General features: G+C 62.3%; 19 protein-coding genes. 5 read left to right on the top strand and 14 right to left on the bottom strand.

Going from position 1 to position 23442, the window contains the following annotated elements:
* Window positions 1-26: 26 nt before the first annotated feature.
* Genes AC3ISG_RS15580 through AC3ISG_RS15570 form a run of 3 tightly spaced genes read right to left on the bottom strand, consistent with a single transcriptional unit; the run spans window position 27 to window position 1971 of the window.
* The gene (locus AC3ISG_RS15580) at window positions 27-1025 is read right to left on the bottom strand and encodes a hypothetical protein (RefSeq protein ID WP_489297376.1); all 999 of its coding nucleotides are present in this window, start codon (window positions 1023-1025) and stop codon (window positions 27-29) included.
* 59 nt (window positions 1026-1084) lie between these two features.
* Window positions 1085-1531 (bottom strand): curli assembly protein CsgF, encoded by a 447-nt coding sequence (locus AC3ISG_RS15575; RefSeq protein WP_272634078.1) that lies wholly within the window; start codon window positions 1529-1531, stop codon window positions 1085-1087.
* Complete coding sequence (locus AC3ISG_RS15570) at window positions 1528-1971, bottom strand: CsgE family curli-type amyloid fiber assembly protein (RefSeq protein WP_172611653.1); 444 nt, start codon at window positions 1969-1971, stop codon at window positions 1528-1530. The genes AC3ISG_RS15575 and AC3ISG_RS15570 overlap by 4 nt, the downstream gene beginning before the upstream one ends.
* Before the next feature lie 455 nt (window positions 1972-2426).
* Here AC3ISG_RS15570 and dusA point away from each other — a divergent pair, with 455 nt between their 5' ends.
* Window positions 2427-3437, top strand: coding sequence for a tRNA dihydrouridine(20/20a) synthase DusA (dusA, locus tag AC3ISG_RS15565; RefSeq protein WP_489297375.1), 1011 nt, complete (start codon window positions 2427-2429; stop codon window positions 3435-3437).
* 94 nt (window positions 3438-3531) lie between these two features.
* On the opposite strand, the gene AC3ISG_RS15560 is transcribed toward dusA, so the two are convergent.
* From AC3ISG_RS15560 to AC3ISG_RS15545, 4 genes are all read right to left on the bottom strand, one after another.
* Complete coding sequence (locus AC3ISG_RS15560) at window positions 3532-5763, bottom strand: xanthine dehydrogenase family protein molybdopterin-binding subunit (protein WP_489297374.1); 2232 nt, start codon at window positions 5761-5763, stop codon at window positions 3532-3534.
* A 14-nt stretch (window positions 5764-5777) separates the two neighbouring features.
* The gene (locus AC3ISG_RS15555; RefSeq protein ID WP_272634083.1) at window positions 5778-6761 is read right to left on the bottom strand and encodes an FAD binding domain-containing protein; all 984 of its coding nucleotides are present in this window, start codon (window positions 6759-6761) and stop codon (window positions 5778-5780) included.
* Entirely contained in the window at window positions 6761-7432 is a 672-nt protein-coding gene (locus tag AC3ISG_RS15550; RefSeq protein ID WP_108121768.1) for a (2Fe-2S)-binding protein, read from the bottom strand. The genes AC3ISG_RS15555 and AC3ISG_RS15550 overlap by 1 nt, the downstream gene beginning before the upstream one ends.
* Before the next feature lie 391 nt (window positions 7433-7823).
* On the bottom strand, window positions 7824-8888 hold the full coding sequence (locus tag AC3ISG_RS15545; RefSeq protein ID WP_489297373.1) for an NAD(P)-dependent alcohol dehydrogenase: 1065 nt from the start codon (window positions 8886-8888) through the stop codon (window positions 7824-7826).
* A gap of 323 nt (window positions 8889-9211) precedes the next feature.
* On the opposite strand from AC3ISG_RS15545, the gene AC3ISG_RS15540 reads away from it, so the two are divergent.
* Entirely contained in the window at window positions 9212-12097 is a 2886-nt protein-coding gene (locus tag AC3ISG_RS15540; RefSeq protein ID WP_489297372.1) for a sensor domain-containing phosphodiesterase, read from the top strand.
* Between the two features lie 21 nt (window positions 12098-12118).
* Here the strand turns inward: AC3ISG_RS15540 and AC3ISG_RS15535 are convergent, their stop codons facing one another.
* From AC3ISG_RS15535 to AC3ISG_RS15515, 5 genes are all read right to left on the bottom strand, one after another.
* Window positions 12119-13063, bottom strand: coding sequence for an alpha/beta hydrolase (locus AC3ISG_RS15535; RefSeq protein ID WP_489297371.1), 945 nt, complete (start codon window positions 13061-13063; stop codon window positions 12119-12121).
* 56 nt (window positions 13064-13119) lie between these two features.
* Window positions 13120-14127, bottom strand: coding sequence for a transketolase family protein (locus tag AC3ISG_RS15530; RefSeq protein ID WP_074884811.1), 1008 nt, complete (start codon window positions 14125-14127; stop codon window positions 13120-13122).
* Window positions 14124-14972: a transketolase gene (locus tag AC3ISG_RS15525; RefSeq protein WP_122538075.1), complete on the bottom strand. Its 849-nt coding sequence runs from the start codon at window positions 14970-14972 to the stop codon at window positions 14124-14126. The genes AC3ISG_RS15530 and AC3ISG_RS15525 overlap by 4 nt, the downstream gene beginning before the upstream one ends.
* Before the next feature lie 17 nt (window positions 14973-14989).
* Window positions 14990-16288, bottom strand: coding sequence for an MFS transporter (locus AC3ISG_RS15520; RefSeq protein WP_489297370.1), 1299 nt, complete (start codon window positions 16286-16288; stop codon window positions 14990-14992).
* Window positions 16289-16376: 88 nt separating this feature from the next.
* On the bottom strand, window positions 16377-17126 hold the full coding sequence (locus AC3ISG_RS15515) for an SDR family NAD(P)-dependent oxidoreductase (protein WP_122624673.1): 750 nt from the start codon (window positions 17124-17126) through the stop codon (window positions 16377-16379).
* 221 nt (window positions 17127-17347) lie between these two features.
* On the opposite strand from AC3ISG_RS15515, the gene AC3ISG_RS15510 reads away from it, so the two are divergent.
* From AC3ISG_RS15510 to AC3ISG_RS15500, 3 genes are all read left to right on the top strand, one after another.
* Complete coding sequence (locus AC3ISG_RS15510; protein ID WP_074884800.1) at window positions 17348-18265, top strand: LysR substrate-binding domain-containing protein; 918 nt, start codon at window positions 17348-17350, stop codon at window positions 18263-18265.
* Window positions 18266-18387: 122 nt separating this feature from the next.
* On the top strand, window positions 18388-19572 hold the full coding sequence (locus AC3ISG_RS15505) for a DUF2252 domain-containing protein (RefSeq protein WP_122538079.1): 1185 nt from the start codon (window positions 18388-18390) through the stop codon (window positions 19570-19572).
* Window positions 19573-19650: 78 nt separating this feature from the next.
* Complete coding sequence (locus AC3ISG_RS15500; protein ID WP_272634101.1) at window positions 19651-20079, top strand: RidA family protein; 429 nt, start codon at window positions 19651-19653, stop codon at window positions 20077-20079.
* A 1234-nt stretch (window positions 20080-21313) separates the two neighbouring features.
* Here the strand turns inward: AC3ISG_RS15500 and AC3ISG_RS15495 are convergent.
* Both AC3ISG_RS15495 and AC3ISG_RS15490 read right to left on the bottom strand, forming a co-directional pair.
* Entirely contained in the window at window positions 21314-22507 is a 1194-nt protein-coding gene (locus tag AC3ISG_RS15495) for a PAS domain-containing sensor histidine kinase (RefSeq protein ID WP_489297369.1), read from the bottom strand.
* Window positions 22497-23312: an alpha/beta fold hydrolase gene (locus AC3ISG_RS15490; protein WP_272634105.1), complete on the bottom strand. Its 816-nt coding sequence runs from the start codon at window positions 23310-23312 to the stop codon at window positions 22497-22499. Before AC3ISG_RS15490 ends, AC3ISG_RS15495 begins: the two co-directional genes overlap by 11 nt.
* Window positions 23313-23442: the final 130 nt, after the last annotated feature.

The following is a 23442-nucleotide window of genomic DNA, read 5'->3' as shown; positions in this document are numbered from 1 at the left end:
GCCAGACCCTGGCGGGGTACATCATCTTAGTGTTGGTAGATCGTTGCCACGTTGCCGCTGCCGCCGTTCTGGCTGACGTTGGCGACCATGTTGTTGCCGGACTGGGTCAGGCCGACGATGTTGGAGGATGTGTAAGTGCCGGTGCCGGTCTGGCTAACGACCGCGCGGTTGTTGTTGCCGGTCTGGAGCAGGGTTTCTTCGTTGTTGACGCTGGTCTGGGTGCTGGACGCGTAGTTGTTGTTGCCGACCTGCTGGACGTCTGCGGTCAGTGAAGTGCCGTTCTGGGAAGCGCTGACGGTGTTGAAGTCGCCGCGCTGTTGCACGTTGGCGCTGGTGAAGATGGAGCCGGTCTGCTGTATCGAGCCAAGGTTGTTGTTGCCGTTCTGTTGCAGAGTGGCGACGGTCTGCGCCTGGTTACGCTGTTGCGAAACGGTGCCGGTGTTGCTGTTGCCCGCTTGTATGACTTTGCCGCCCACGCTGTTGCTGTTGCCTTGCTGCGAGACGCTCGCCAGGTTGTAGCTGCCGGCCTGGGAGATAGTCCCGCTGGAGCTCGAGTTAGCGGTTTGCGAGACGCTGGCGGTGTTGTTGTTACCGCCGCCCTGGGTGATGCTGGCGCTGGTGCTGTAGCTGCCCTGTTGATCAATGGTCGCTTTGCTGTAAGCGCCGGACTGATTCAGGCTGGCGATCTGCGGTTGAGGGCCGCCGGCATTCTGCGTGATCGAGCCGGTGTTGTTGTTCCCGGCCTGTTTGGCGCCGGCGATGTTGTAGTAGCCGGTCTGATTGATCGTCAGGTTGCTGTAGGTCGCGCTCTGGCTGACAGGAATGCCATTGAGGCTGGCGCCAGCGGTGTTACGGCCGCCGTTCTGATTGACCGTAACCGTCGACTGGGTGGCGCCTTGCTGCTCGACGCCCAACTTGTTGTCAGTACCGGCCTGGGTGGTGTTGACGGTGCTTGAGTCGGCCATGGCCGCACCGGATACCGCAAACAGGATAGCCAGAGACAGTAAGGATTTGCGTGCTTGCATGATGATCTTCCTTATTCAGTGTTGTTGTGGGGTGTTGCAGATATCGGATGCGACGGGTCTTACGGTTGATTCACTTGGAACTGGGTGGTCTGGCCGGTGTTTTTGTCGGTCGTGACGATCTGCAGCAGGCCGCCTTGCAGGTTGGTGATTGCGATGCGGAAATCAGTGGTTTCGACGGTGCCCGGAACCAGTTGGCCGTTGGCGCCAACGATGCTGGACGTCACCGCCGACGACACCCGGCTGAGGATGGCGCTCTGCAACATGCTGTTGAACTGGGTCAGCGCGGTCTGCCCGGAGTAGGCGCCGGACGATGAGGACTTTTCGACGTAATGGTTTTGCGCCTGGGCCTGATTGAGCAGCACCGGGCCGTTCAACGGGTTGCCGCCAAACGACGGGTTGTTCGGGACATAGGCCAGTTCGCTGGCCTGGACGCCTGAACACATGCCAGCCAACAAGACAAAGCTGGCGACAACCAACACGCGGCGGTTAATAGTGGGTGCTTTCATAGCTCGTCTCGTCCCATGTCCGGGTCGCCAAAGAATTGTGCCAATTGATAATCAAGAATGGCCTGGTACACCTGACCGGCCGCGTCGGCGGCAATGGCCGGAATAAGCGTGCGGTTGGGCGGGAGGAACATTTGAAACAAGCGGCGATTACCGTAATCCACGAAGACCTGACTGCCTAAACGCGCAGTGGGGCGCTCGGTAATGGTGACGGTAAACGTTTCCGCTTCATCTTTCTCGCGCCAGGTATTGGCGAAACTGTCATAAAACGTCCGGCCTGCCAGGGTCATGGTCTGCCCGATCACAATACCGCCGACGTCACGGTGGTTGAGCGTCCGGTGCTGCTCAACTGTCGCGGAAGTGTTCACGCTGGGCTGAGCAAGCGCCGTGGTTGCGGCGCACAGAGGCAGCAGCCATAGGCCAATAACGTTAAGGGTTTTCATGTGTGTACGATTATGGGTACGGGGTGTTACTTGTTATATCTCATTCAACTTGCTTTGCCAGTGGTTAATTAAAATAAAGTTCATTTATTTTGTTGGCGTCAACTTCCATTCTTATTTAAATACTCCTGTTTAAAAAGTAAGGGCGTAACAAGGCTGCGAATTTATGGCGTCAAATAATCTGCCGGAAAAAGGCTTAATAAAGCCAGCGCCTATGGATATGTTTAAAGCGAGCGTCTTGAAAGAGGGTTGTTAGCTTGCTAATGCTTAGGGTGGTCGTGAAGTTTAAGACCCTGTGGCAGTGATGAAGTTGTTTATAAGTTTCAAGCGACTGCTTCATTACTTACCGTATGAGTTCGGCTCTGCAGAGCGCGCGTGTTTTCACCATGACCCGCTTCAGCCGGGCGTGCGAGCTGTTAGAATGCGCGTCCTCTTCGCCCGACCTGCTCATTGCTGCCATGTTGCCTACCACAGAACCCCGTACTGACCGCCTTCCGTTCGAGCCTTCACGGCGTTTTTCCGTGGCCCCGATGATGGACTGGACGGATCGTCACTGCCGTTTTTTCCTGCGGCTGCTGTCGAAAAACGCGCTGCTGTACACCGAGATGGTCACCACCGGCGCGTTGCTGCACGGCGATACCGAGCGCTTTTTGCGCCACGACGAGACGGAGCATCCGCTGGCCCTGCAATTGGGCGGCAGCAACCCGGCTGACCTCGCCGCCAGTGCGCGTCTGGCTCAGGCGGCCGGCTACGATGAGGTCAATCTCAACGTCGGTTGCCCGAGCGATCGCGTGCAGAACAACATGATCGGCGCCGTGTTGATGGGGTATCCGCAACGGGTGGCCGATTGCGTCAAAGCCATGCGCGACGCGGTGACGATTCCGGTGACAGTCAAGCATCGCATCGGCATCAACGGCCGCGACAGTTACGAGCAGCTCTGCGAGTTCGTCGGCACCGTGCGCGACGCCGGCTGCACCAGCTTCACCGTGCATGCCCGCATCGCCATTCTCGAAGGCCTGTCGCCGAAGGAAAACCGGGACATCCCGCCTCTGCGCTATGACATCGCCGCGCAGTTGAAGCAGGACTTCCCCGAACTGGAGATCATCCTCAACGGCGGCATCAAGACCCTGGAGCAGTGCCAGGAGCATCTGAATACCTTCGATGGCGTGATGCTCGGCCGTGAGGCGTATCACAACCCGTACCTGCTGGCAGGCGTGGACCGCGAACTGTTCGGCAGCACCGCCCCGCCGATCACCCGCGCCGACACCCTGGCGCTGATGCGCCCCTACGTGGAAGCGCACCTTCGCGACGGCGGCTCGATGCACCACATCACCCGCCATGTGCTGGGCCTGGGCACCGGTTTCCCCGGCGCACGGAAGTTTCGGCAGATGCTCTCGGTGGACATTCACAAGACGGACGACCCGCTGGGTTTGCTGGATCGGGCAGGGGAGTTGTTGGAAGGGCGGTGATGTTCAGGGAGTCGGTGGGCTCCCTGATTGCTGGATGATCGGCAGTACCGGCGCGAAAGCGGCCGCTGCTTGAGTTGCAGCGACCGCTTTCGATTCACACCTTCATCGTCGGCGGCAACTCCATCAATTTGTCCAGGGTGATCGGCAGGTCGCGGATGCGTTTGCCGGTGGCGTGCGAGACAGCATTGGCCACCGCAGCCGCCAGGCCGGTGATCCCGATTTCTCCGATCCCGCGCGCGCCGAACTCATTGAGCTCAAAGTCGGGGTAATCCAGCAGGATCACGTCGATCTCTGGCTGATCGGCATGCACCGGCACCACGTATTCGGCGTAGTTGTTGTTCACCGGCATGCCGTTGCGCTCATCGAAATCGGTGGCCTCAAACAGCGCCATGCCGACGCCCATGACGATCGCGCCTTCGACCTGATTGAGGGCGGTTTTCTGGTTGATCACCTTGCCCACGTCAATGGCACTGACCACCCGCGATACCCGCAGCCGCGAGATGCCCGGGTCCCAGCGCACTTCGACAAAGTGCACGCCGAAGGAGCGGAACGAGTGCTTGCTGGTGTCGTTCATGCCGGTCTTGGCTTCACCGAAAGCACTGGCCTGCTTTTGCGCCTTGAGCACGTCAGCGATGGCGAACGTCTTGTCGCCACTTTTCAACTGGCCCTGCTCGAAGCTCACCTGATCGGCCTTGGCCCCGGCAAACACGCCCTTGGGCGCGGTCGCAAACGCCTTCAACTGATCGACGGCCTGGCGGGTGGCCTCGGCGATGGCGGGCAGTACGCTTGCGGTCGCCCAGGAGCCGCCCGACACCGGCGCCGGCGGGAACGACGAATTGCCCAACTCGACCTCGATCTTGTCCAGCGGGATGCCGGTGATGCTGCTGACCACCTGAGCAACGATCGTGTAGGTGCCGGTGCCGATGTCCTGCACACCGCAAATGGCCCAGGCCGTGCCGTCGGCGCGCAGCGCAACCTGCGCCTCTGCCGGCGTGCGATAGGCGTCCCAGTTACAGGCGGCCATGCCATAGCCGATGATCTCGGTACCGTCCTTCATCGAGCCCGGCGCCGGGTTGCGTTTGCTCCAGCCGAAGCGCTCGGCGGCCTTGTCGATGCACTCTTGCAGATGATTGCTTGACCACGGCAGGTTCTGGCTTTCGTCGCGCTCGGAGACGTTGAGCTTGCGGAACTCCAGCGGATCCATGCCGATTTTTTCGGCCATTTCATCCATGGCCGATTCCAGGGCGAACAGCCCCGGCGCTGCACCCGGCGCACGCATGGACGTCGGCGTGCCGCGATTGACCTCGATGATCTTGTGGGTCACCAGCACGTTCGCGCAGCTGTAGAGGCTCTTGGTCGAGGTGCCGCAGTTTTCCTTGTACGGGTCGGTAAACGACGTGGTGTTGATGGACTCGTGGCTCACCGATACCAGCTTGCCTTTGTCGTCGGTGGCCAGCCGCATGCGCTGACGGGTTTCCGGGCGATGGCCGGTGGTGGTGAACATCTGCTGACGCGGCACCACCAGTTGCACCGGGCGCTTGAGCACCTTGGCAGCGCCACAGGCGGCGACCGAATGGGGCCAGATCCACAGTTTGCTGCCGAAGCCCGAGCCAATGAACGGCGCGCGCACTTCGACCTTCTCCGGGATCATGCCGAAGATTTTTGCCAGGGAATTGCGGTGGGCGACCACGCCTTGGGTCGCCTCGTAAACGATCAGTCGCCCGTCTTCCCAACTGGCGACGGTGGCATGCATTTCCATCGGGTTATGGGTTTCGACCGGCGTCGAATAGGTGGCGTCGATGCTGTGGGCGGCGCTGTCGAAAGCAGCGGCGGCGTCACCCCGGCTGTGGTTCGGGCTGCCATCCTGCAGCGCGCCAGCTTTCAGGCCTTGTTCGAGGTTGGCCACGGCGTCGGTCTTGCTGTAACTCACTTTGATCTTGTACGCCGCCGCCCGCGCGTGCTCGAAGGTATCGGCCACCACCAGGGCGACGAACTGGCCGGCGTAATGCACGGTGTCGTCTTCGAACGGCAGGCGGCTTTCGTCGGACTTGGCTGCCTTGAGGATCTGGGCGAACGACATCGGCAGTGTCGAGTTGTGATAGAGCGCCGGGAAGTTGCCGTGGTGCAGAATCTCCAGAACGCCCGGCGATTTGCGCGCGGCGTCCAGTTCCAGGCCGGTGATCTTGCCGCTGGCGACGGTGCTGAACACGCCGTAGCCGTAGGCCATATTCTTCAGGTGGTGGTCGGACGCGTACATCGCGCTGCCGGTGACCTTACGTTGGCCATCGATGCGACGGGGTGCCGAGCCAATCATTGCGTCAGTCATGGTGAATCCTCCGGTCAGGCATTCAAGGTGCCGAGGTTGCGCACGATGGCCTGCTGCCCCAAGGCGATCTTGTAGGCGTTGTGGCGATAGGCTTTGGCGCCCTTGAGGGCGATGGCGGCGACCTTATCGAGGGTCTGCGGGCTCAGGCTCTGGCCCTTCAACGCCTGCTCGGCCTCAAGCGAGCGCCAGGGTTTGGTTCCCACGCCGCCCAGGGCGACCCGCGCGTCACGCACGGTGTTGCCGTCCATGACAACGATCACCGCGCTGGACGCCAGGGCGAACTGGTACGAGGCGCGATCCCGCAGCTTCAGATACGCGGACTTATTGCCGGCCAGCGGCGCGGCCAGCACCACATGGGTGATCAGCTCATCGTCCAGCAGCGCGTGTTCTTTCCACGGCGTCGCCCCAGGCAACAGGTGGAAGTCAGCGAAATCGACACTGCGCTTGCCCTTTGGGCCCTGCACCTCGACCGTCGCGCCAATGGCGATCATTGCCACGCACATGTCCGAAGGATGGGTGGCGATGCACTGGTCGCTGGTGCCCAGCACCGCATGCACGCTGCGATTATGGCCGTCGATGGCGGCGCAACCCGACCCCGGCTCACGCTTGTTGCAAGGTGAATAACCGTCGCGGAAATAGTTGCAGCGCACCCGTTGCATCACGTTGCCAGCCGTTGTGGCTTTGTTACGCAATTGAGTCGTGGCGCCGGACAGCAGCGCCTGGGACAGCACGGCATAGTGCTCGACGATGTGCGGGTGATGAGCGAGTTCGGTATTGCTGACCAGCGCGCCGATGCGCACGCTGCCATCCTTCTGCACCTCGATCTGCTTGAGCGAGAGGTGGTTGACGTCGATCACTTGGTCGGCCGGCATGATGTCGAGCTTGACCAGGTCGAGCAACGTTGTGCCGCCGGCGAGGAAGAAGGTCGTCGGGCTTTTCGCGTGGGTCGTCACGGCCTGTTCGACGCTGTTGGCGCGCACATAATCAAAGGCTCTCATCAGCTCACCTCCTGGACCTTGATGCGCGCCGACTGGATCGCCGCGAGGATGTTCTTGTACGCGCCGCAACGGCAAATGTTGCCGCTCATGGCTTCGCGCACGCTGTGATCGTCGGTGCCGATGTTTTTGTCTTTCAACAACGCCGCCGCGCTCATGATCTGCCCGGAGGTGCAGTAGCCGCACTGGTAGGCATCGTGTTCCCAGAAGGCTTCCTGCACCGGGTGCAATTTGCCGTTCTGCGCCAGACCTTCAATGGTGGTGATGTCGTCGCCTTCGTGCATCGCCGCGAGGGACAGGCACGAATTGATGGCCACGCCGTTGACGTGAACCGTGCAGGCACCGCACTGGCCGTGGTCGCAGCCTTTCTTGGTGCCAGTGAGTTGCAGGCGATCGCGCAGCACGTCCAGCAGCGCGGCGTTGGCCGGCAGGTTCAGGGTGTGGGCCTGGCCGTTGACCTTCAGGGTCATGCGCCGCTCGTCAGCGGCGGGCGGGTCGATGTCATCGGCGACAGCGGCCTGGGCTTCGAGCGCTTGCGTCCAGATCGGCGCCGTCGCGGCAGCGAGGCTGGAGACGCCGATGGACTTCAGGAAATTACGGCGGGAAGGGACGGTGAAGGCCTTGAGGTCACAAGACAGTTCTTCTTTGATGGGGCGATCAGGCTGATCGGTCATGAGCAGGTTCCTCGTCAGCATCGGGTCAGACCTGGCGGCCGACGGTGGGCGGACGCGCGGGCAGGGACGGCAGGTGGAGCGGCATGCGGTATGGCCAGTGGCAACGGCAATTTTCAAAGCGACGGCAGTCTTTAACGATAACCAATGCGCAGGCACTGCATTTCGTTGGATTTGTTCATGCACTTGTGAGTCGCGCTCTCTAATCCGCGGCGCTGGTGTCAGCAGCGAAGGCTGGTGCCTTATCGGGATCAGCATAAGCGGGCGGTGCTGGCCATGGCTCAAGGGTTGTGACCGAGGCACCGGAGGATGGTTGCGGATATTTCTCGAGCGGAAAAATCACAGAATGTTACGAGTGCCAGGGCCGGCGAAACCGGCCCCGGAACCCTCAGCGTCAGGCAGCCGACGCTTGTTCTTTCAATGTCGCCATGTCGATGACGAATCGGTACTTCACGTCACCCTTGACCATGCGCTCGTAGGCTTCGTTGATGTCCTTCATGTGGATCATCTCGATGTCCGAGACGATGCCATGTTTGGCGCAGAAATCCAGCATCTCCTGGGTTTCCTGAATGCCGCCGATAAGCGAGCCGGCGAGGCTGCGGCGTTTGAAGATCAGGTTGAACACGCCTGGCGACGGGTGCGGCTGATCCGGCGCGCCCACCAGGGTCATGGTGCCGTCGCGCTTGAGCAGGTTCAGGAACGGATCAAGGTCGTGCGGCGCCGCCACGGTGTTGAGCATGAAGTCGAGCTGATTGGTCTGGGTGGCCATTTCATCCGGGTTTTTCGAGACGATCACTTCATCGGCGCCGAGGCGCAGGCCGTCTTCCCGCTTGTTCGGCGAGGTGGTGAACAGCACCACGTGGGCGCCCATGGCGTGGGCGATCTTGACCGCCATGTGGCCGAGGCCGCCCAGCCCGACGACGCCGACTTTCTTGCCCGGGCCGACTTTCCAGTGGTGCAGCGGCGAGTAGGTGGTGATCCCGGCGCAGAGCAGCGGTGCCACGGCGGCCAGGTTGTCGCTGTGGGAAATCTTCAGCACGAACTTCTCTTTCACCACGATCTTGTCGGAGTAGCCACCGAAGGTGTTCTCGCCGCCAAACACCGGACCGTTGTAGGTGCCGGTGAAGCCGTTCTCGCAGTATTGCTCTTCGCCTTCCGCGCAGGACGCGCAGTGCTGGCAGCTGTCGACCATGCAGCCGACGCCGGCGAGGTCGCCGACCTTGAAGTGGGTGACGTTGGCACCGACGGCGGTGACCTTGCCGACGATCTCGTGGCCCGGCACCGACGGATACAGGGTGTTGTTCCATTCGTTTCGGGCGGTGTGCAGGTCCGAGTGGCAGACGCCGCAGAACAGGATGTCGATCTGCACGTCATCGGCGCCCGGGTCACGGCGCTCGATCTGAAACGGAGCCAGTCTGTCAGTGGGTTTTTGCGCGGCGTAGCTGTAAGTCTTGATCATTGCGTGATCATCTCCAGTGGGGCAAAAAGACGGGTAACAGCAATCAGTGACAGGCGAGGGCGCGCAAAGGTCAATGCCTAAGGATGAAACCTTCCCAGCCGGGCTGTTTGACGCGCTGTGTGAAGCGGGCTGCTTAAACAGAATGCCGGGTTAAATCTTTCGATTTGCAGGCCGCTATAGGGCCGTACGGCGGGTAATTCCAACAAATGTCGTGGAATTCGGTTTTTTCGTCGCGAATAGACCGCAAATGCGAATATCCCGCTTGCAACCTTCTGTCACACCCCATGAAGATAGCTCAGTCCGACGCTGGCAATGGAGCGCCTATGAATTCCCCACTTCTTACCCCCAGCGGGTACACGCCGATTGCCGACGAGCGGATCTCTGCACCCGACGATGACAGCGCGCTGGTCATGGGTGGGTTGACCGGGGAGAGTTCGCTGGACGCCTTGCTGCGCGCCGCCCGGCAGACCGCGCCGACGTTGAGCTGGGCCGCATACCGTGCCGGCCAGCAAATGCACTTGCTGGGGCAAGGCTGTTCCGCCACGGACTGGCCGACATTGATACCCCGTGAAGCATTCGATGGCTACTGCCGCCAGCATCATCTACAGCGCTGGGTGACCGGCCATGGCGAGTCAGCCCTCGGCTGGCTGTTAATGCCGGATGCCTATTCAAACGATCCATTTTTCGCCGAGCTGGCAGGGCGTCTCGGCCTGCGCCTGCAAACCGATGCGCTGGCGCGGGCCCAGGCGACCCAGCGGGTGCTTTATGAAATCACCTACCTGGCCAGCTCGACCCGTGACCGCGCGGCATTTTTGCAGGGCGTGCACAAACAGCTCTCGACCTTGATCGACGCAGAAAACTTCTACCTGGCGCTGTACGAAAGCCACAGCGGCAAAATCACTTACCCCTATTACATCGACATCACCGACCTCGACGCCCTTGAAGCGGAAACCTACGAGTTTCTCGATCCCGAGCGGCTGTCCATGACCGGTTATGTGCTGACCACCGAGCAAGCGCTGTTCGTCGATGCTGCCGGGATCGAGCGGGCACGGGCGCTGGATCGCTTTCATTGCGTGGGCCATCGCCCGGAATTCTGGATGGGGGCGCCGCTGAAAAACGCTTCCGACGACGTGTTCGGCATGCTGGCGATGCAGGTCTATGACGTCGAGCGGGTCTACAGCGTCGAGGATCAAGAGCTGTTTCTGGTGGTGGCCCGTCACGTGGCCATGGCCCTGGACCGCATTCTGCACCGCGCGCAACTGGAAGAAACCGTCGCCCGCCGGACCCTTGAGCTGTCTCGCCTCAATGACGCCCTGCGCAATGAAGTGGCCGATCGCGAACGCGCCGAGCACTTGCAGAGTGCGCTGTTCCAGATCACCGAGCTGTCGAGCCAGCCCGGCGACATGGCCGACCTGTTCAAAAGCCTGCACGGCATCGTCGGCGAGCTGCTGTTTGCCCTTAACTTCTACATTGCGCTGTTCGACGATGCCACCGCCGAGGTGACCTTCCCGTATTACGTTGACGAGCGCCTGACCCGACGCCCCGACCCGCGCCGTGGCGAGCGCGGCTTTACCGAATACGTCATCCGCCAGCGCCGGCCGTGCCTGATCGACGGTGCCGAGGCGCGCTGGCTGGAAAGCATCGGCGAGATCACCCTGCAGAACGAGGTCAACCGCTCCAGCTCATGGCTGGGCATTCCGTTGTTCGACGGCGACGTGGTGCGCGGTGTACTGGCGGTGCAGAGCTATTCGTCCCACGTCAGCTATTCCCTGCGGGATCAGGAACTGCTGACCTTCGTTTCTCGCCACATCGACACCGCGCTGTCCCGGCGCAGTGCCGCCGAGGCCATTCACACTGCCAATCTGCGCCTGGAAGCGCGGGTTCAGGACCGCACCCGGGAGCTGGACTACGCCAACGCCAAGCTGCAACACGAGAACGCCCACGACGCGCTGACCGGGCTGCCCAACCGCAGCTATCTGCAGCAGCGGCTCAAAGGCGCGTGGCAGGATTTCTGCGAGCGGGGCGAGGATCTGGCGGTGATGTTCATTGACCTGGACCGCTTCAAGATGGTCAACGACAGCCTGGGTCATCACTCTGGGGATCTGTTGCTGGTTCAGGCCGCCGAACGGCTGCGCCATTGCATGCGCGACAACGATTTGCTGGCGCGGCTGGGCGGCGATGAATTCGCAGTGCTGGCCTACGCGGCGCCGCCGGACGTCACTGTGGCCATCGCCGAGCGCATTCTGCTGGCCTTCGACGTGCCGTTCTTCATCGACGGCCACGCAGTATTTTCGTCGTGCAGTATCGGCGTTGTCGGCGCCGACCTGCAGTTTCACAGCGAGCCGGCCGACCTGTTGCGGGATGCCGACACGGCCATGTACCGGGTCAAGAATGCCGGGCGCGACAGTTACGCGGTATTCAACCAGGAAGTGCGCCGCGAGGTGTCCGACCAGATGGAGCAGGAGACGGCGCTGCGCAACGCCCTCAAGCGCACCGACGAACTGCTGCCGTATTTCCAGCCGATCATCGACGTGGCCAGCGGCCGGATACTGGCCCTCGAAGCGTTGATCCGCTGGCGTCAGGCCGATGGCCGGATCGTCGCGCCGGGGCAGTTTCTGCCGGCGCTGGAAGGCCTGCGCCTGATTGGCCGGCTGGACCTCTACATGCTGCAGCAGGTGGTGGTGATCCTCGCCCATCCCGACCACGCGCACTGGCCGACGGTCCACGTTAATTGCTCCAGCTACAGCATCACCCGCCCTGAATTTTCCAGCGAAGTCCTGGGTTTGCTGAGCCAGCACGGCGTGGCGCCGTCGCGCATCTGCCTGGAACTCACCGAAGGCGCGCTGGTGGCCGAGCCCGAGCTGGCGCGTCAGGCCATGAAGCATCTGGCCGACAACGGCGTGTCGGTGGTCCTCGATGACTTCGGTGCAGGTTTTTCATCCCTCAGTTACGTGCACCAGTACCACTTCAGCGGCCTGAAAATCGACAAGTCATTCACCCTCGAACTGACCACCAGTTCCCGCAGCCGGGCCATCGTTCGCGCCATTGTGCGCATGGCCGAATCCCTGGGGCTGACGGTGGTAGCGGAGGGCGTGGAAGACGCCGCGACCCTGGAACTGTTGCGGGACATGGGCGCGGGCCAGGCCCAGGGCTACTACTTCTCGATGCCGGTGCCCCAGGACAAGCTGGATTTGAGCGCGTTGCTTTAGAAAACCGCCCCGCAGGACGGATCATCGCCCCAGCATTTTCCTCAGCGCGCGGACGACATCCGTCTTGCACTGCTCTGTCACGCCGCCCGGGTGCAGATCGAACATGTGCGGCACGCCGGGATAAACGTGCAGCTCGACGGGCACGCCGCTGCGAGAGAGATGGCCCGCGTAGGCCATGTCTTCATCCACGAACAGGTCCAACGCACCGACAGCGATGAAGCTCGGCGGCAGGTGGCTGAGGTCAGTGGCCAGCGCGGGAGAAAACAGCGCCGCCTGCTCATCGTTGCAGAGGTACTCGCCGCGGTAGCACTGCCAGCAGAATTGGTTGGCCTCCCGTGACCAGCTGAACGTACCGGTGCCGGGGTTTTGCACGGGTGCATCGGCGGTGCCGGTGCGAGGGTCGAGCATGGGATAAATGAGCACCGAGCCGGCGACGGAAATCTCGCCACGGTCCCGGGCAAGCAGTGTCAACGCCGCAGCAAGTCCGCCGCCCGCGCTGTGCCCCATGATTGCGATGCGGCCAGCATCGACGCTCAGCGCAGCATGCTCTCGGTGAAGCCATTCAAGTCCGCGATAGCAGTCCTCCAGCGGCGCGGGAAACGGATGCTCCGGCGCGAGCCGATAATCGACGGCGACGATCACAGCGCCCAGCTCAATCGCCAGATCCGCCAGGTAGTCGTCGGCCATTTCCGGGCAACCCAGCACGTACCCGCCGCCATGCACGTAGAGAATCGCGGGGAGGTCGTGGGCATCAGCGCTTTTCCCAGGTCGGTGGAGGCACAGCCGCAGTGTGTGGGCGGCTGCGGGCTGACTGACCCAGCGCTGTTCACCGCGAGCAAGTCCGGCGGGTTTAAAGGTGGCGTGGATACGTGTGCGAATGTCGGCGAGATGGCTCAGCGTCCATTCGCTGGACACCTCGTCGCGGAAGCAGCCGTACTCGGGATCCAGCAGTTGGTCGGGGTCCACGAATAATCTCCTGGGCGAAGAGGGGGGACTCGAAAAGCCCCCCCGATGTTCTGCGCTTACAACCACGCCTTGATACGCGCGCACACCGCCGGGGTGGAAATCCCGTAGCGATCATGCAGTGTCGGCAGGGCGCCGGCGTCGAGGAAGGCGTCGGGCAGGGCGATCTGCCGGAACGTCGGCGTCACGCCGTTGCGCAAGAGCACCGTCGCTACCGCTTCACCCAGCCCGCCGATGATGGAATGGTTTTCCGCCGTCACCACCAACCGTCCGGGTTTGCGCGCTTCGGCGAGAAGGGTCTGCTCGTCCAGCGGCTTGATGGTCGGCACGTGCAGCACTGCCACATCGACGCCATCGGCTTGCAGTGCCTTCGCCGCTTCCAGCGCGCGCATGGTCATCAGCCCCGTGGAGATGATCAGCACATCGTTGCCGGTGCGCAGGGTCTTGGCCTTGCCGATCTCGAAGGTGTAGCCGTATTCGTCGAGTACCAGCGGGACATTGCCGCGCAACAGGCGCATGTACACCGGACCTTGATGGGCGGCGATGGCCGGCACTGCCTGTTCGATTTCCAGCGCGTCGCATGGGTCGACGATCATCAGGTTGGGCATGGCGCGGAAGATCGCCAGATCGTCGGTCGCCTGGTGGCTCGGGCCATATCCAGTGGTCAGGCCGGGCAATCCGCAGACGATCTTGACGTTGAGGTTTTCTTCGGCGATGGCCATGCAGATAAAGTCATAGGCCCGACGGGACGCGAACACCGCGTAGGTAGTAGCGAAGGGCACGAAGCCTTCTCGGGCCATGCCGGCCGCTGCGCTCATCAGCAACTGCTCGGCCATGCCCATCTGGTAGAAGCGCTCCGGGTGGGCCTTGGCGAAAATGTGCAGATCGGTGTATTTCGACAGGTCGGCGGAGAGCCCGACGATGTCCGCGCGTTGCTCGGCGAGGGCCGCCAGCGCGTGGCCGAATGGCGCCGGGCGTGTGGCCTGGCCTTCGGACGCAATGGACGCAATCATCGCCGACGTCGTCAGACGTTTTTTGCCGGGCTCGTTGTGGGTCAGTGCGCTCATGCCGTTCTCCCGATTTGCAAATTTTCCAGTGCCAGATCCCACTCGTTCTCATCGACGCGAATGAAGTGGGTTTTCTCGCGGGTCTCCAAAAAGTCCACGCCTTTACCCATTTTGGTGTCGCAGATGATCACCCTAGGTTGCGCCCCGGTGTGGTTGCGCGCGGCGTCAAAGGCGCTGACCAGGGCGTCGATGTCATTGCCGTCGACACGCTGGGTGAACCAGCCGAAGGCCTGCCAGCGGTCAACGATGGGTTCGAACGCCAGCACTTCACTGGAATGGCCGTCGGCCTGCTGGTTGTTCACGTCGATGATCGCGATGAGGTTGTCCAGCTTCCAGTGGGAGGCCGACATCGCCGCTTCCCAGGTCGAGCCTTCGTTCAACTCGCCGTCCGAGAGCAGGTTGTAAACGAACGAGGCGGAGTGCTTGCGCTTGAGGCCCAGGCACGCGCCGACGGCAATGCCCAGTCCGTGTCCCAGCGAGCCGCCGGTGATTTCCATGCCCGGTGTGTAAGCGGCCATGCCCGACATGGGCAGGCGGCTGTCATCGGAGCCGTAGGTTTCCAGCTCGTCGAGCGGAATGATCTCGGCTTCGATCAACGCGGCGTAAAGCGCGATGGCGTAGTGACCGATGGACAGGTAAAAACGGTCGCGATCTTCCCATTCGGGGTCCTGCGGCTGATAGCGCAAGGCATGGAAATAGGACACCGCGAGCAGATCGGCCGCGCCCAGCGCCTGACCGACATACCCCTGGCCCTGAACCTGCCCCATGCGCAGGGCGTGGCGACGAATATTGAAGGCGCGCTGGGCCAGCGACAAAGCGGCGTGTCCCGATGGACTGATGTTCATGTGAGTGGCTCCTTTTATTAGCGATTGACGGACGCGGCGGGGATGCGCAGCACCAGCAGGGCGCCGATGCACAACACGCCGGTGATCAGGTACATGCCGATGGCGCTTGAGCCAGTTGCGGTGGTGATCCAGCCGATCAGGTACGGCGAGCAGAAGCCGGCGAGGTTGGCGAAGCTGTTGATGCCGGCGATCCCTGCGGCGGCGGAAACCCCGCCCAGCAGCGTGGTCGGGAGCATCCAGAACAGTGACGATGCCGAGAGCACACCGGAGGCGGCGAGGCACAGGCTGAGCACCGACAGCAGCAGATTGCCCCCCAGCAACGCCGCCAGCGACAGGCCAATGGCGCCGGCGATCATCGGGGCCACCAGGTGCCAGCGCCGCTCGCGGTGCTTGTCGCCACTGCGGCCCATCAACAGCATGGCCGCGATGGCGCACATGTACGGCAGGCTGGTCAACAGGCCGATGTGCAGCGGGTCGGCGACGCCGGCGTTGCGGATCAGCGTCGGCAGCCAGAAGGTGATCGCGTACTGACCCATGACCACGCAGAAATAGATGCACGCCAGCAACCACAGGCGCCGATCACGAATGAACTCCCCGACTGACGCGTGGGTGACTTTCTGGCTGTTGTCCTCGGCAAGCTCCTTGTTGACCAGCTCCTTTTCCTCGTCGTTGAGCCAGGTGGCCTGGTGCACGCCGTCCTTGAGGTAACTGAGCACCAGCAGCCCGACGATCAGGGTGGGAATGGCCTCGATGACAAACATCCACTGCCAGCCGGCCCAGCCGTGCACGCCGGCGAACTGGGTCATGATCAGCCCGGACAGCGGCCCGCCGATCATTCCCGACAGCGGAATGGCGATGAACCACAGCACAGTCATTCGCGCCCGGCGGTAAGACGGAAACCAGTAGGTCAGATAGAGCAGCAGGCCCGGTGCGAGACCGGCTTCGGCGATGCCCAGCAGAAAGCGCAGGCCATAGAACTGCCAGGCGGTTTCAACGAAAGCGAAGAGGGCAGAGATAATGCCCCAGGAAATCATGATGCGGGCGATCCAGCGGCGAGCGCCGACCCGGTGCAGGATCAGGTTGCTCGGCACCTCGCACAGGAAATAGCCGAGGAAGAACATGCCGGCGCCGAGCCCGTACACCGCTTCGCTCAGGGCCAGGTCGTTCATCATCTGCAGCTTGGCGAAGCCGACATTCACCCGGTCCAGGTAGGCGCACAGGTAGCACAGCATCAGAAACGGCATCAGCCGCCACGCGGTTTTGCGGTAGGCATTGGTGCGGACGGAAACGACCGCATCCATAGAGAGGGTAGTCATGATGGTCTGATCTCTTGTTTTTATGGTCAGCTGCGGCTGAAACGTCGATTCAGAACAGCGCCGGCGACCTCGGCCGGCGCAGAAGGCATCAATGAATGAGCATGCCGCCGTTCACGTCCAGGGTGATGCCGGTCAGGTAGGACGACAGGTCGCTGGCCAGAAACAGCGCAGCGTTGGCGACATCCTGCGCCGCACCCAGGCGACCCAGAGGAATGCCGTCGATGATCGCGTGGCGGCGCTCGTCCTGCATCAGGCCGCCGGTGATGTCGGTGTGAATCAGGCCCGGCGCGATGGAGTTCACGCGCACATTGTCCGGCCCCAACTCCCGCGCCATCGCTTTGGCCAGGCCCAGTACGCCGGCTTTTGCTGCGCTGTAGTGTGGCCCGCCGAAAATGCCGCCGCCACGTTGCGCCGAGACTGACGACATGCAGACGATGCTGCCGGTCTTTTGCTCGCGCATCAGCGGAATCACCGCCTGGGACATCTGCAAGGTGCCGCGCAGGCTGACGTCGAGCACTTTGTCGTAGTCGCCGGGGCGAATGTCGAGGGTCTTGAGGGGCTGGGTGATGCCGGCGTTGTTGATCAGCACGTCGATGCGGCCGAAGTGTTCGATGACCCGCGCGACGGCTTGTTTGACCTGCGCTTCGTCGGCGACGTTGGCGGCGAGGCCCAGGTGACCTTCGCCCAGGGAAGCGGCGGCGTCGCGGGCGGCGGATTCGTCGAGGTCGAGGATCACCACGCGGGCGCCCTGTTGAGCGAAGGTGGCAGCGGTGGCGCGACCGATACCGCGAGCGGAGGCGGCGCCGGTGATGATTGCGATTTTGCCTTGAAGGAGCATGGGCGTGATCTCGTGTGATTATTGTTATGGGCTGGATCCGCGGGAAGCGAACCTTTTCGCTGTCCGAAGTCTCTGGCCGGATCAGCTTGAGCTCCGTGCAAGGGTCGAGCAATGACGCAAAAGTCATTGGATGCTGAAAAAAATTCAGCACTCGTCACGCCTCGTTCGGGGTGATTGAATGGCGGTTACCGACATAACAAGAACTCACCCGGAGCCGGCCCATGAGGCGTATCGACGAAGCACCTGCCAGCGTGCCACCGCTGAAAGCCATTCAGGCCTTCGAGCAGACCGCGCGCTTTGGCAACGTCGCCCGGGCGGCGGAAGTGCTGGACCTGACGCCCTCGGCAGTCAGCCATCAACTCGCCAGGCTGGAAGCGATGATTGGCCGCCAGCTGTTTGTGCGTGCGGCGCGCGGGGTCACGCTGACGCCGGTGGGCGAGCAGTACCTGAAGGATATTTCCGGGTTGCTGCACAGCCTGGCCATCGCCACGGAGCGGGCGGGCAGCGACGTCAGCCTCGACTGCCTGCGGCTGCATTCCTCGCCCAGCTTCGGGCTGCTCTGGTTGATGCCGCGACTGGAGGCCTTCCGCCTGAGCCACCCCGACATTCAGATCAATCTGTCGTGTTCCTATGAGTCGCTGCATTTCAGTCGCGACAAAATCGACGTCGACATTCGCCACGGCGAGCCCAACTGGCCGAGCTTCGAAGTGCGGACGGTGCGCAACGAAACCTTCGCCGTACTGGCTTCACCCAAGCTCGTCGCCCAGCGTGCGGTCGCTCAGGCCTCCGACTTGCTGGACCGGGATTTGATTCTCTCGGAAGCCACGCTGCTGCGCTGGCCCGCCTGGTTTGCCCAGCATGGTCTGGCGCGCCCGGAAAAACCTTACGCGCTGAGTTTTGACCGCTCGTACATGACGCTCGAGGCCGCCAGCCACGGCCTGGGTTTTGCACTCGAAAGCACGTTGCTGGCGCAGAAATACCTGGCAAGCGGAGCGCTGGTCGAGGTGGCGCCCGAAGCGCTGTCAGCCCCGGTCGCGGCTCATCATCTGGTATTCCCGAAAGCGCACTCCGGATTTCCCCGAGTGCGGCGCTTTCTCGAATGGATGGAGGGCGAGTTGGGGCATGGGTTTGTGTTCTAAGGGGCAGTCGGCGGAGGTGGATCATGTCTGTCATCACAACGCGTCATCCCAAATCGTGAAACATTCCGCAACATTTCCCGCCGTGGTGAGTCAACGCTACATCTCCCTGCAAAGAATTCTTCATGAAGACCCCTCGACCCACCGCCCGTATCAAGCCGCTCAATGAATTACGTAATCTGAAGATGGCCCGCTCGGCCCACGCGTATGTACGCGGCAGCACGGTGCAGTTTTACGAATGGCTGCACAGTCAATCCGGCCGACGTCTGCCCAGCGGCCCGCCGGTGTGGATCTGCGGCGACTGTCATGCGGGCAACCTCGGCCCGACCGGCGATTCGAAGGGTCGCATCGATATTCACATCCGCGATCTGGATCAGACGGTGATTGGCAATCCGGCCCATGACCTGGTTCGGCTGGCGCTGTCTCTGGCCACCGCAGCCCGGGGTTCGGATCTGCCGGGCGTCGCCACCGCGAGAATGCTCGAAGAGATGATGCAGGGTTATGAGCTGGCGTTCGAAGACGGCGCCGATGAGGAGCCCGCGCGCCCGGCGCAGGTGAAGGCGGGCATGCGCAGCGCGGTGCAGCGGACCTGGAAGCACCTTGCTCAGGAGCGCATTGAAGACACGCGGCCGACCATTCCGCTGGGCAAGCATTTCTGGTCGTTGTCCCGCGACGAGCGTCATGGCTTGAAGGACCTGTGCTCGACGCCGGAAATTCATGCGCTGGTCACCTCGTTGAAAGGCCGATCCAGGGATGACCGCGTCGAGATGCTCGATTGTGCTTACTGGGTGAAAGGTTGCAGCTCGCTGGGTCTGCTGCGTTATGCGGTCCTGTTGAGCGTGGGCGATGACGAAGATCAGGAATTTTGCCTGCTCGACGTCAAGGAAGCCGTCGCTGCCGCCGCACCGCGCACCCCGCGCGCGGGCATGCCCCGGGACAACGGCAAGCGCGTGGTGGAAGGCGCCCGACATCTGTCTCCGGGCCTCGGCAACCGCATGATTGCGACGCGCATGCTCGATCACGGTTTCTTCGTTCGGGAGCTGCTGCCCCAAGACATGAAGCTTGAGCTCGATCAACTGAGCGAACGCGAAGCCATGAAAGCGGCGGGTTACTTGGCTCGCGTCGTCGGTCTGGCACACGCCCGGCAGATGGACCTCGCCACGCGCACCTCGTGGATGCGCGACCTGCAGCTTAACCGCTCGCAGACCCTCGATGCGCCGTCGTGGCTGTGGAGCAACGTCGTGCATTTGGTCGGCAGCCACGAGCAGGGCTATCTGGAGCATTGCCGGCGGTATGCGCTGGAGAATTGATTCAAACGTCAGCGCCTGCTTGACCTCCACTTAGGTGGAGGTTCGAGACTGGGCGCCCTCACGTTCAGGATCACTGCCATGACGCAAACCCCCGCTGCTCCCTTCACGTTGTACAACCCACAAGGTTTGTACGATCCCGCCCCCAATGCCTATTCCCACCTCGCCGTCGTTGCCCCAGGCGCCGAGTGGCTGTTCGTCGCGGGGCAAGGCGGGGAGGATGCTCAAGGCCAACTGTCACCTGTCTTTGCCGATCAGGCAGCGCAAGCCATCGCCAACGTCCGCACCGCCCTGCAATCTCGCGGGGCCGACCTTCACCATCTTTTCAAGCTGACGCTGTTGATGGTTGATCACTCGGAAGAACGGTTGCGCGCATGGGTCGAGCAGGCTGATCTCGCATGGGCTGGCAATATGAAGCCGGTGTGCACACTGATCCCGGTCCCGCGCCTGGCGCTGGACGGAATGTTGATCGAGATCGAAGCGGTGGCGGCACTCATGCCCAGACACTGATGGGTTTTCAGTGGGACTGGCTTCAGCCGGGAAGAGGCTAGTGCGTGCGCCATCAATTCCGCAGCGTGACTGCCGACGCCTTCCCGGCTAAAGCCGGTCCCACAGTCGAGGTTTGCCAGTCCCACTGGGGGCACGCGGTCAATCAGTGGGACCGGCTTCAGCCGGGAAGAGGCCAGTGTGAGCGCCATCAATTTTGCAGTGTGACTGCCGACGTTTTCCCGGCTAAAGCCAGTCCTACAATGCGTACGCGGTCCTACTATGGGCACGCGGTCAATCAGTAGGACCGGCTTCAGCCGGGAAGAGGCCAGTGTGGACACCATCAATTCTGGATCGTGACTGCCGACGCCTTCCCGGCTAAAGCCAGTCCCACAGTCGAGGTTTGCCAGTCCCACTGGGGGCACGCGGTCGATTCGTAGGACCGGCTTCAGCCGGGAAGAGGCCAGTGTGAGCGCCATCAATTTTGCAGTGTGACTGCCGACGTTTTCCCGGCTAAAGCCGGTCCCACAGTTGAGGTTTGCCAGTCCCACTGGGGGCACGCGGTCGATTCGTAGGACCGGCTTCAGCCGGGAAGAGGCCAGTGCGTGCACCGTCAATTTTGCAGCCTGACTTCCGGCGGCTTCCTGGCTAAAGCCGGTCCCACAGTCGAGGTTTGCCAGTCCCACTGGGGGCACGCGGTCGATTAGTGGGACCGGCTTCAGCCGGGAAGAGGCCAGTGCGTGCACCATCAATTTTGCAGCGTGACTGCGGAAGTTTTCCCGGCTAAAGCCAGTCCCACAGTCGAGGTTTGCCAGTCCCACTGGGGGGACGCGGTCGATGAGTGGGACCGGCTTTAGCCGGGAAGAGGCCAGTGTGGACACCATCAATTCTGGATCGTGACTGCCGACGCTTTCCCGGCTAAAGCCGGTCCCACAGTCGGGGTTTGCCAGTCCCACTGGGGGTGCGCGGTCGATTAGTGGGACCGGCTTCAGCCGGGAAGAGGCCAGTGTGAGCGCCATCAATTTTGCAGTGTGACTGCCGACGTTTTCCCGGCTAAAGCCGGTCCCACAGTCGAGGTTTGCCAGTCCCACTTGGGGTACGCGGTCGATGAGTGGGACCGGCTTCAGCCGGGAAGAGGCCAGTGTGGACACCATCAATTCTGGATCGTGACTGCCGACGCCTTCCCGGCTAAAGCCGGTCCCACAGTCGAGGTTTGCCAGTCCTACTATGGGCACGCGGTCAATCAGTGGGACCGGCTTCAGCCGGGAAGAGACGCTTCACCTGCGCACCGCGGAAGTCTCACCGTGAAGGTTGTGCCTTCTTCCGCGTCGGACACCACGGATACATCACCGCCATGGGCCCGGGCGATTTCGCGGACGATGAACAGCCCCAGACCCACGCTGCGCAGGTCCGCATGGACGTCCGCGCCGCGGGTCAGCGGCTCGAAGAGGCGGGTGCGTTGCGCCTCGGGGATGACCGGGCCGAAGTTGTGCACGCTGATCGACACCGTCCCGACGTCCAGCGCAGAGGTAATGGTCACGGGTCTGGCATTGTCCCCATACGCCACGCTGTTTGCCGTGAGATTGCCGATCACCTGAAACAGACGGTCGTTATCCAGGGCCACCAGCCCGCTGCCGTTGGAGTGGTGCGCCAGCTCAGCACCCGGGAAGGCGACGCGCAGTTCATCAACGCAATGGCCGATGAAGGTGCGCAGGTCGACCTCTATAGAGTTGACGCTGATGCCGCGCCCGACCCGAATGACTGTCAGATCGAGCAGGTCGGCGATCATCCGGGTGGCGCGCTGCACCGAATCCCCGACGTGCTGCAACAGTCGGCTCTCCTGCGCCGTGCGTTGACCACGAGCGAGAAGGTCGGTGGCCATTTTGATCCCGGTGAGGGGGTTTTTCAGGTCGTGACTGACGATCGCCACCATCTGCTCGGCAAACGTCGCGCGCCGTTGAGCGGTTTCGTAAGCCTCGCTGAGTTCCGCCTGAGCCCGACGCAATGCTGCCTCGGCGGCGATTTTTTCCTGCAGCAGGTCCTCCGCCGCCTTGCGCGCCTTGAGCAGTTCGCGCTCGTATTTGTCTCGGTCAGCGGTGCCGAAAAAGGCCAGCTCGTTGTAGACCTTGCCTTCATGCTCCCGGCGCACGCCATTGAGCAGCATGATGATCTGGCGACGGTCGCGGTGAACGATGCTTAATTTCACCTCCGCCACCGAGCCCTGCAAGCGCATCAATGGCGCCCAGTGGGTCTGGTGGAAAATGCGCCCGCCGACCGTGAGCAGATTCTGGAAAGGCATGCCGCTCAACTCGGCGTCGGTGTAGCCCAGCCAGTCACAGAAGGTGCGATTGGCGCGCAGAATGCGCCCGTCTTCGTCGGTGACGACCAGCCCGCAAGGGGCGCCTTCGAACAGCTCGACGAGGTCCGGCGCTGCGACGACGTCACTCGCCACGGACGGTCGCCCACGGCCTGAGGAAGTCATCCATCGAGTCTGAACAGGCCGCCGGCGCACTCAGGTGCGGACAGTGCCCGACGTTGTCCACCAGACTCAGCGTGCTGTTCGGCAACGCAGCACGCAGGTATTCACCCACTGCAACGGGGGCGATCATGTCATCGGTGGATTGCAGGATCAGCGTCGGGGTGGTCAGGCCGTCAACGTCCCTGCGGTTGTCCGAGAGGAACGTGACGCGGGCAAACTGCTTGGCGATCTCCGGATCGGTGCGGCAAAAGCTGTTGGTCAGTTCTTCGCCAAGCGCCGGTTGACCCGGTGCGCCCATGATCACCGGGGCCATGGTGCTCGACCAGCCGAGGTAATTGCTGTCCAGCGTATCGAGCAGCGAATGCACGTCCTCTTCGGAAAAACCGCCGATGTAATCGCCGGAGTCAACGTAGCAAGGGGAGGGGCCGATCATCACGTGGGCGGCGATCAGCCCCGGGGTCTGGCGGTCCGCCAATACGCCAATCATTGCGCTGACCGAATGGCCGACGATGATCACCGGCCCGGTGGCAAATTCGTGGATGAGTTCGGTGAGGTCGTGGGCGTACCCGTTCAGCGTGGCGTACTTGTCCCGGTCGTAAGCCTCGATCGCCGAATTGCCCGCCCCCACAAGATCGTAGAGCACGACGTTGAAGCGGTCAGCGTAATGGGGGCTGAGCAAGCGCCACATGGCCTGATCGCAACCAAAGCCATGGGAAAAAATCAGGGTCGCCCGGCCTTCACCCATGACGTGCACGTTGTTGCGCTGCTGAAGGTTCATTGAGTGTCCGGAAAATAGCGATGGGCGCGAAAGGTGCCGAGCCTATAGGGTTACAGGGGATAAATCACCTGCAAAACCCATAACAGGCGAACCGCTTCAACCGCTTGCTGGTAAATTGGCGCACGCTTCA

This window comes from Pseudomonas sp. GL_135 (assembly GCF_057834665.1).
This window is presented reverse-complemented; position numbering and strand designations above follow the sequence as displayed.

Excerpts from the sequence above, each read along its gene's own strand:
- AC3ISG_RS15580 (WP_489297376.1), bottom strand. The coding sequence starts at position 1,025 with ATGCAAGCACGCAAATCCTTACTGTCTCTGGCTATCCTGTTTGCGGTA.
- AC3ISG_RS15575 (WP_272634078.1), bottom strand. The coding sequence starts at position 1,531 with ATGAAAGCACCCACTATTAACCGCCGCGTGTTGGTTGTCGCCAGCTTT.
- AC3ISG_RS15570 (WP_172611653.1), bottom strand. The coding sequence starts at position 1,971 with ATGAAAACCCTTAACGTTATTGGCCTATGGCTGCTGCCTCTGTGCGCC.
- dusA (WP_489297375.1), top strand. The coding sequence starts at position 2,427 with ATGTTGCCTACCACAGAACCCCGTACTGACCGCCTTCCGTTCGAGCCT.
- AC3ISG_RS15560 (WP_489297374.1), bottom strand. The coding sequence starts at position 5,763 with ATGACTGACGCAATGATTGGCTCGGCACCCCGTCGCATCGATGGCCAA.
- AC3ISG_RS15555 (WP_272634083.1), bottom strand. The coding sequence starts at position 6,761 with ATGAGAGCCTTTGATTATGTGCGCGCCAACAGCGTCGAACAGGCCGTG.
- AC3ISG_RS15550 (WP_108121768.1), bottom strand. The coding sequence starts at position 7,432 with ATGACCGATCAGCCTGATCGCCCCATCAAAGAAGAACTGTCTTGTGAC.
- AC3ISG_RS15545 (WP_489297373.1), bottom strand. The coding sequence starts at position 8,888 with ATGATCAAGACTTACAGCTACGCCGCGCAAAAACCCACTGACAGACTG.
- AC3ISG_RS15540 (WP_489297372.1), top strand. The coding sequence starts at position 9,212 with ATGAATTCCCCACTTCTTACCCCCAGCGGGTACACGCCGATTGCCGAC.
- AC3ISG_RS15530 (WP_074884811.1), bottom strand. The coding sequence starts at position 14,127 with ATGAGCGCACTGACCCACAACGAGCCCGGCAAAAAACGTCTGACGACG.
- AC3ISG_RS15525 (WP_122538075.1), bottom strand. The coding sequence starts at position 14,972 with ATGAACATCAGTCCATCGGGACACGCCGCTTTGTCGCTGGCCCAGCGC.
- AC3ISG_RS15520 (WP_489297370.1), bottom strand. The coding sequence starts at position 16,288 with ATGACTACCCTCTCTATGGATGCGGTCGTTTCCGTCCGCACCAATGCC.
- AC3ISG_RS15515 (WP_122624673.1), bottom strand. The coding sequence starts at position 17,126 with ATGCTCCTTCAAGGCAAAATCGCAATCATCACCGGCGCCGCCTCCGCT.
- AC3ISG_RS15510 (WP_074884800.1), top strand. The coding sequence starts at position 17,348 with ATGAGGCGTATCGACGAAGCACCTGCCAGCGTGCCACCGCTGAAAGCC.
- AC3ISG_RS15505 (WP_122538079.1), top strand. The coding sequence starts at position 18,388 with ATGAAGACCCCTCGACCCACCGCCCGTATCAAGCCGCTCAATGAATTA.
- AC3ISG_RS15500 (WP_272634101.1), top strand. The coding sequence starts at position 19,651 with ATGACGCAAACCCCCGCTGCTCCCTTCACGTTGTACAACCCACAAGGT.
- AC3ISG_RS15490 (WP_272634105.1), bottom strand. The coding sequence starts at position 23,312 with ATGAACCTTCAGCAGCGCAACAACGTGCACGTCATGGGTGAAGGCCGG.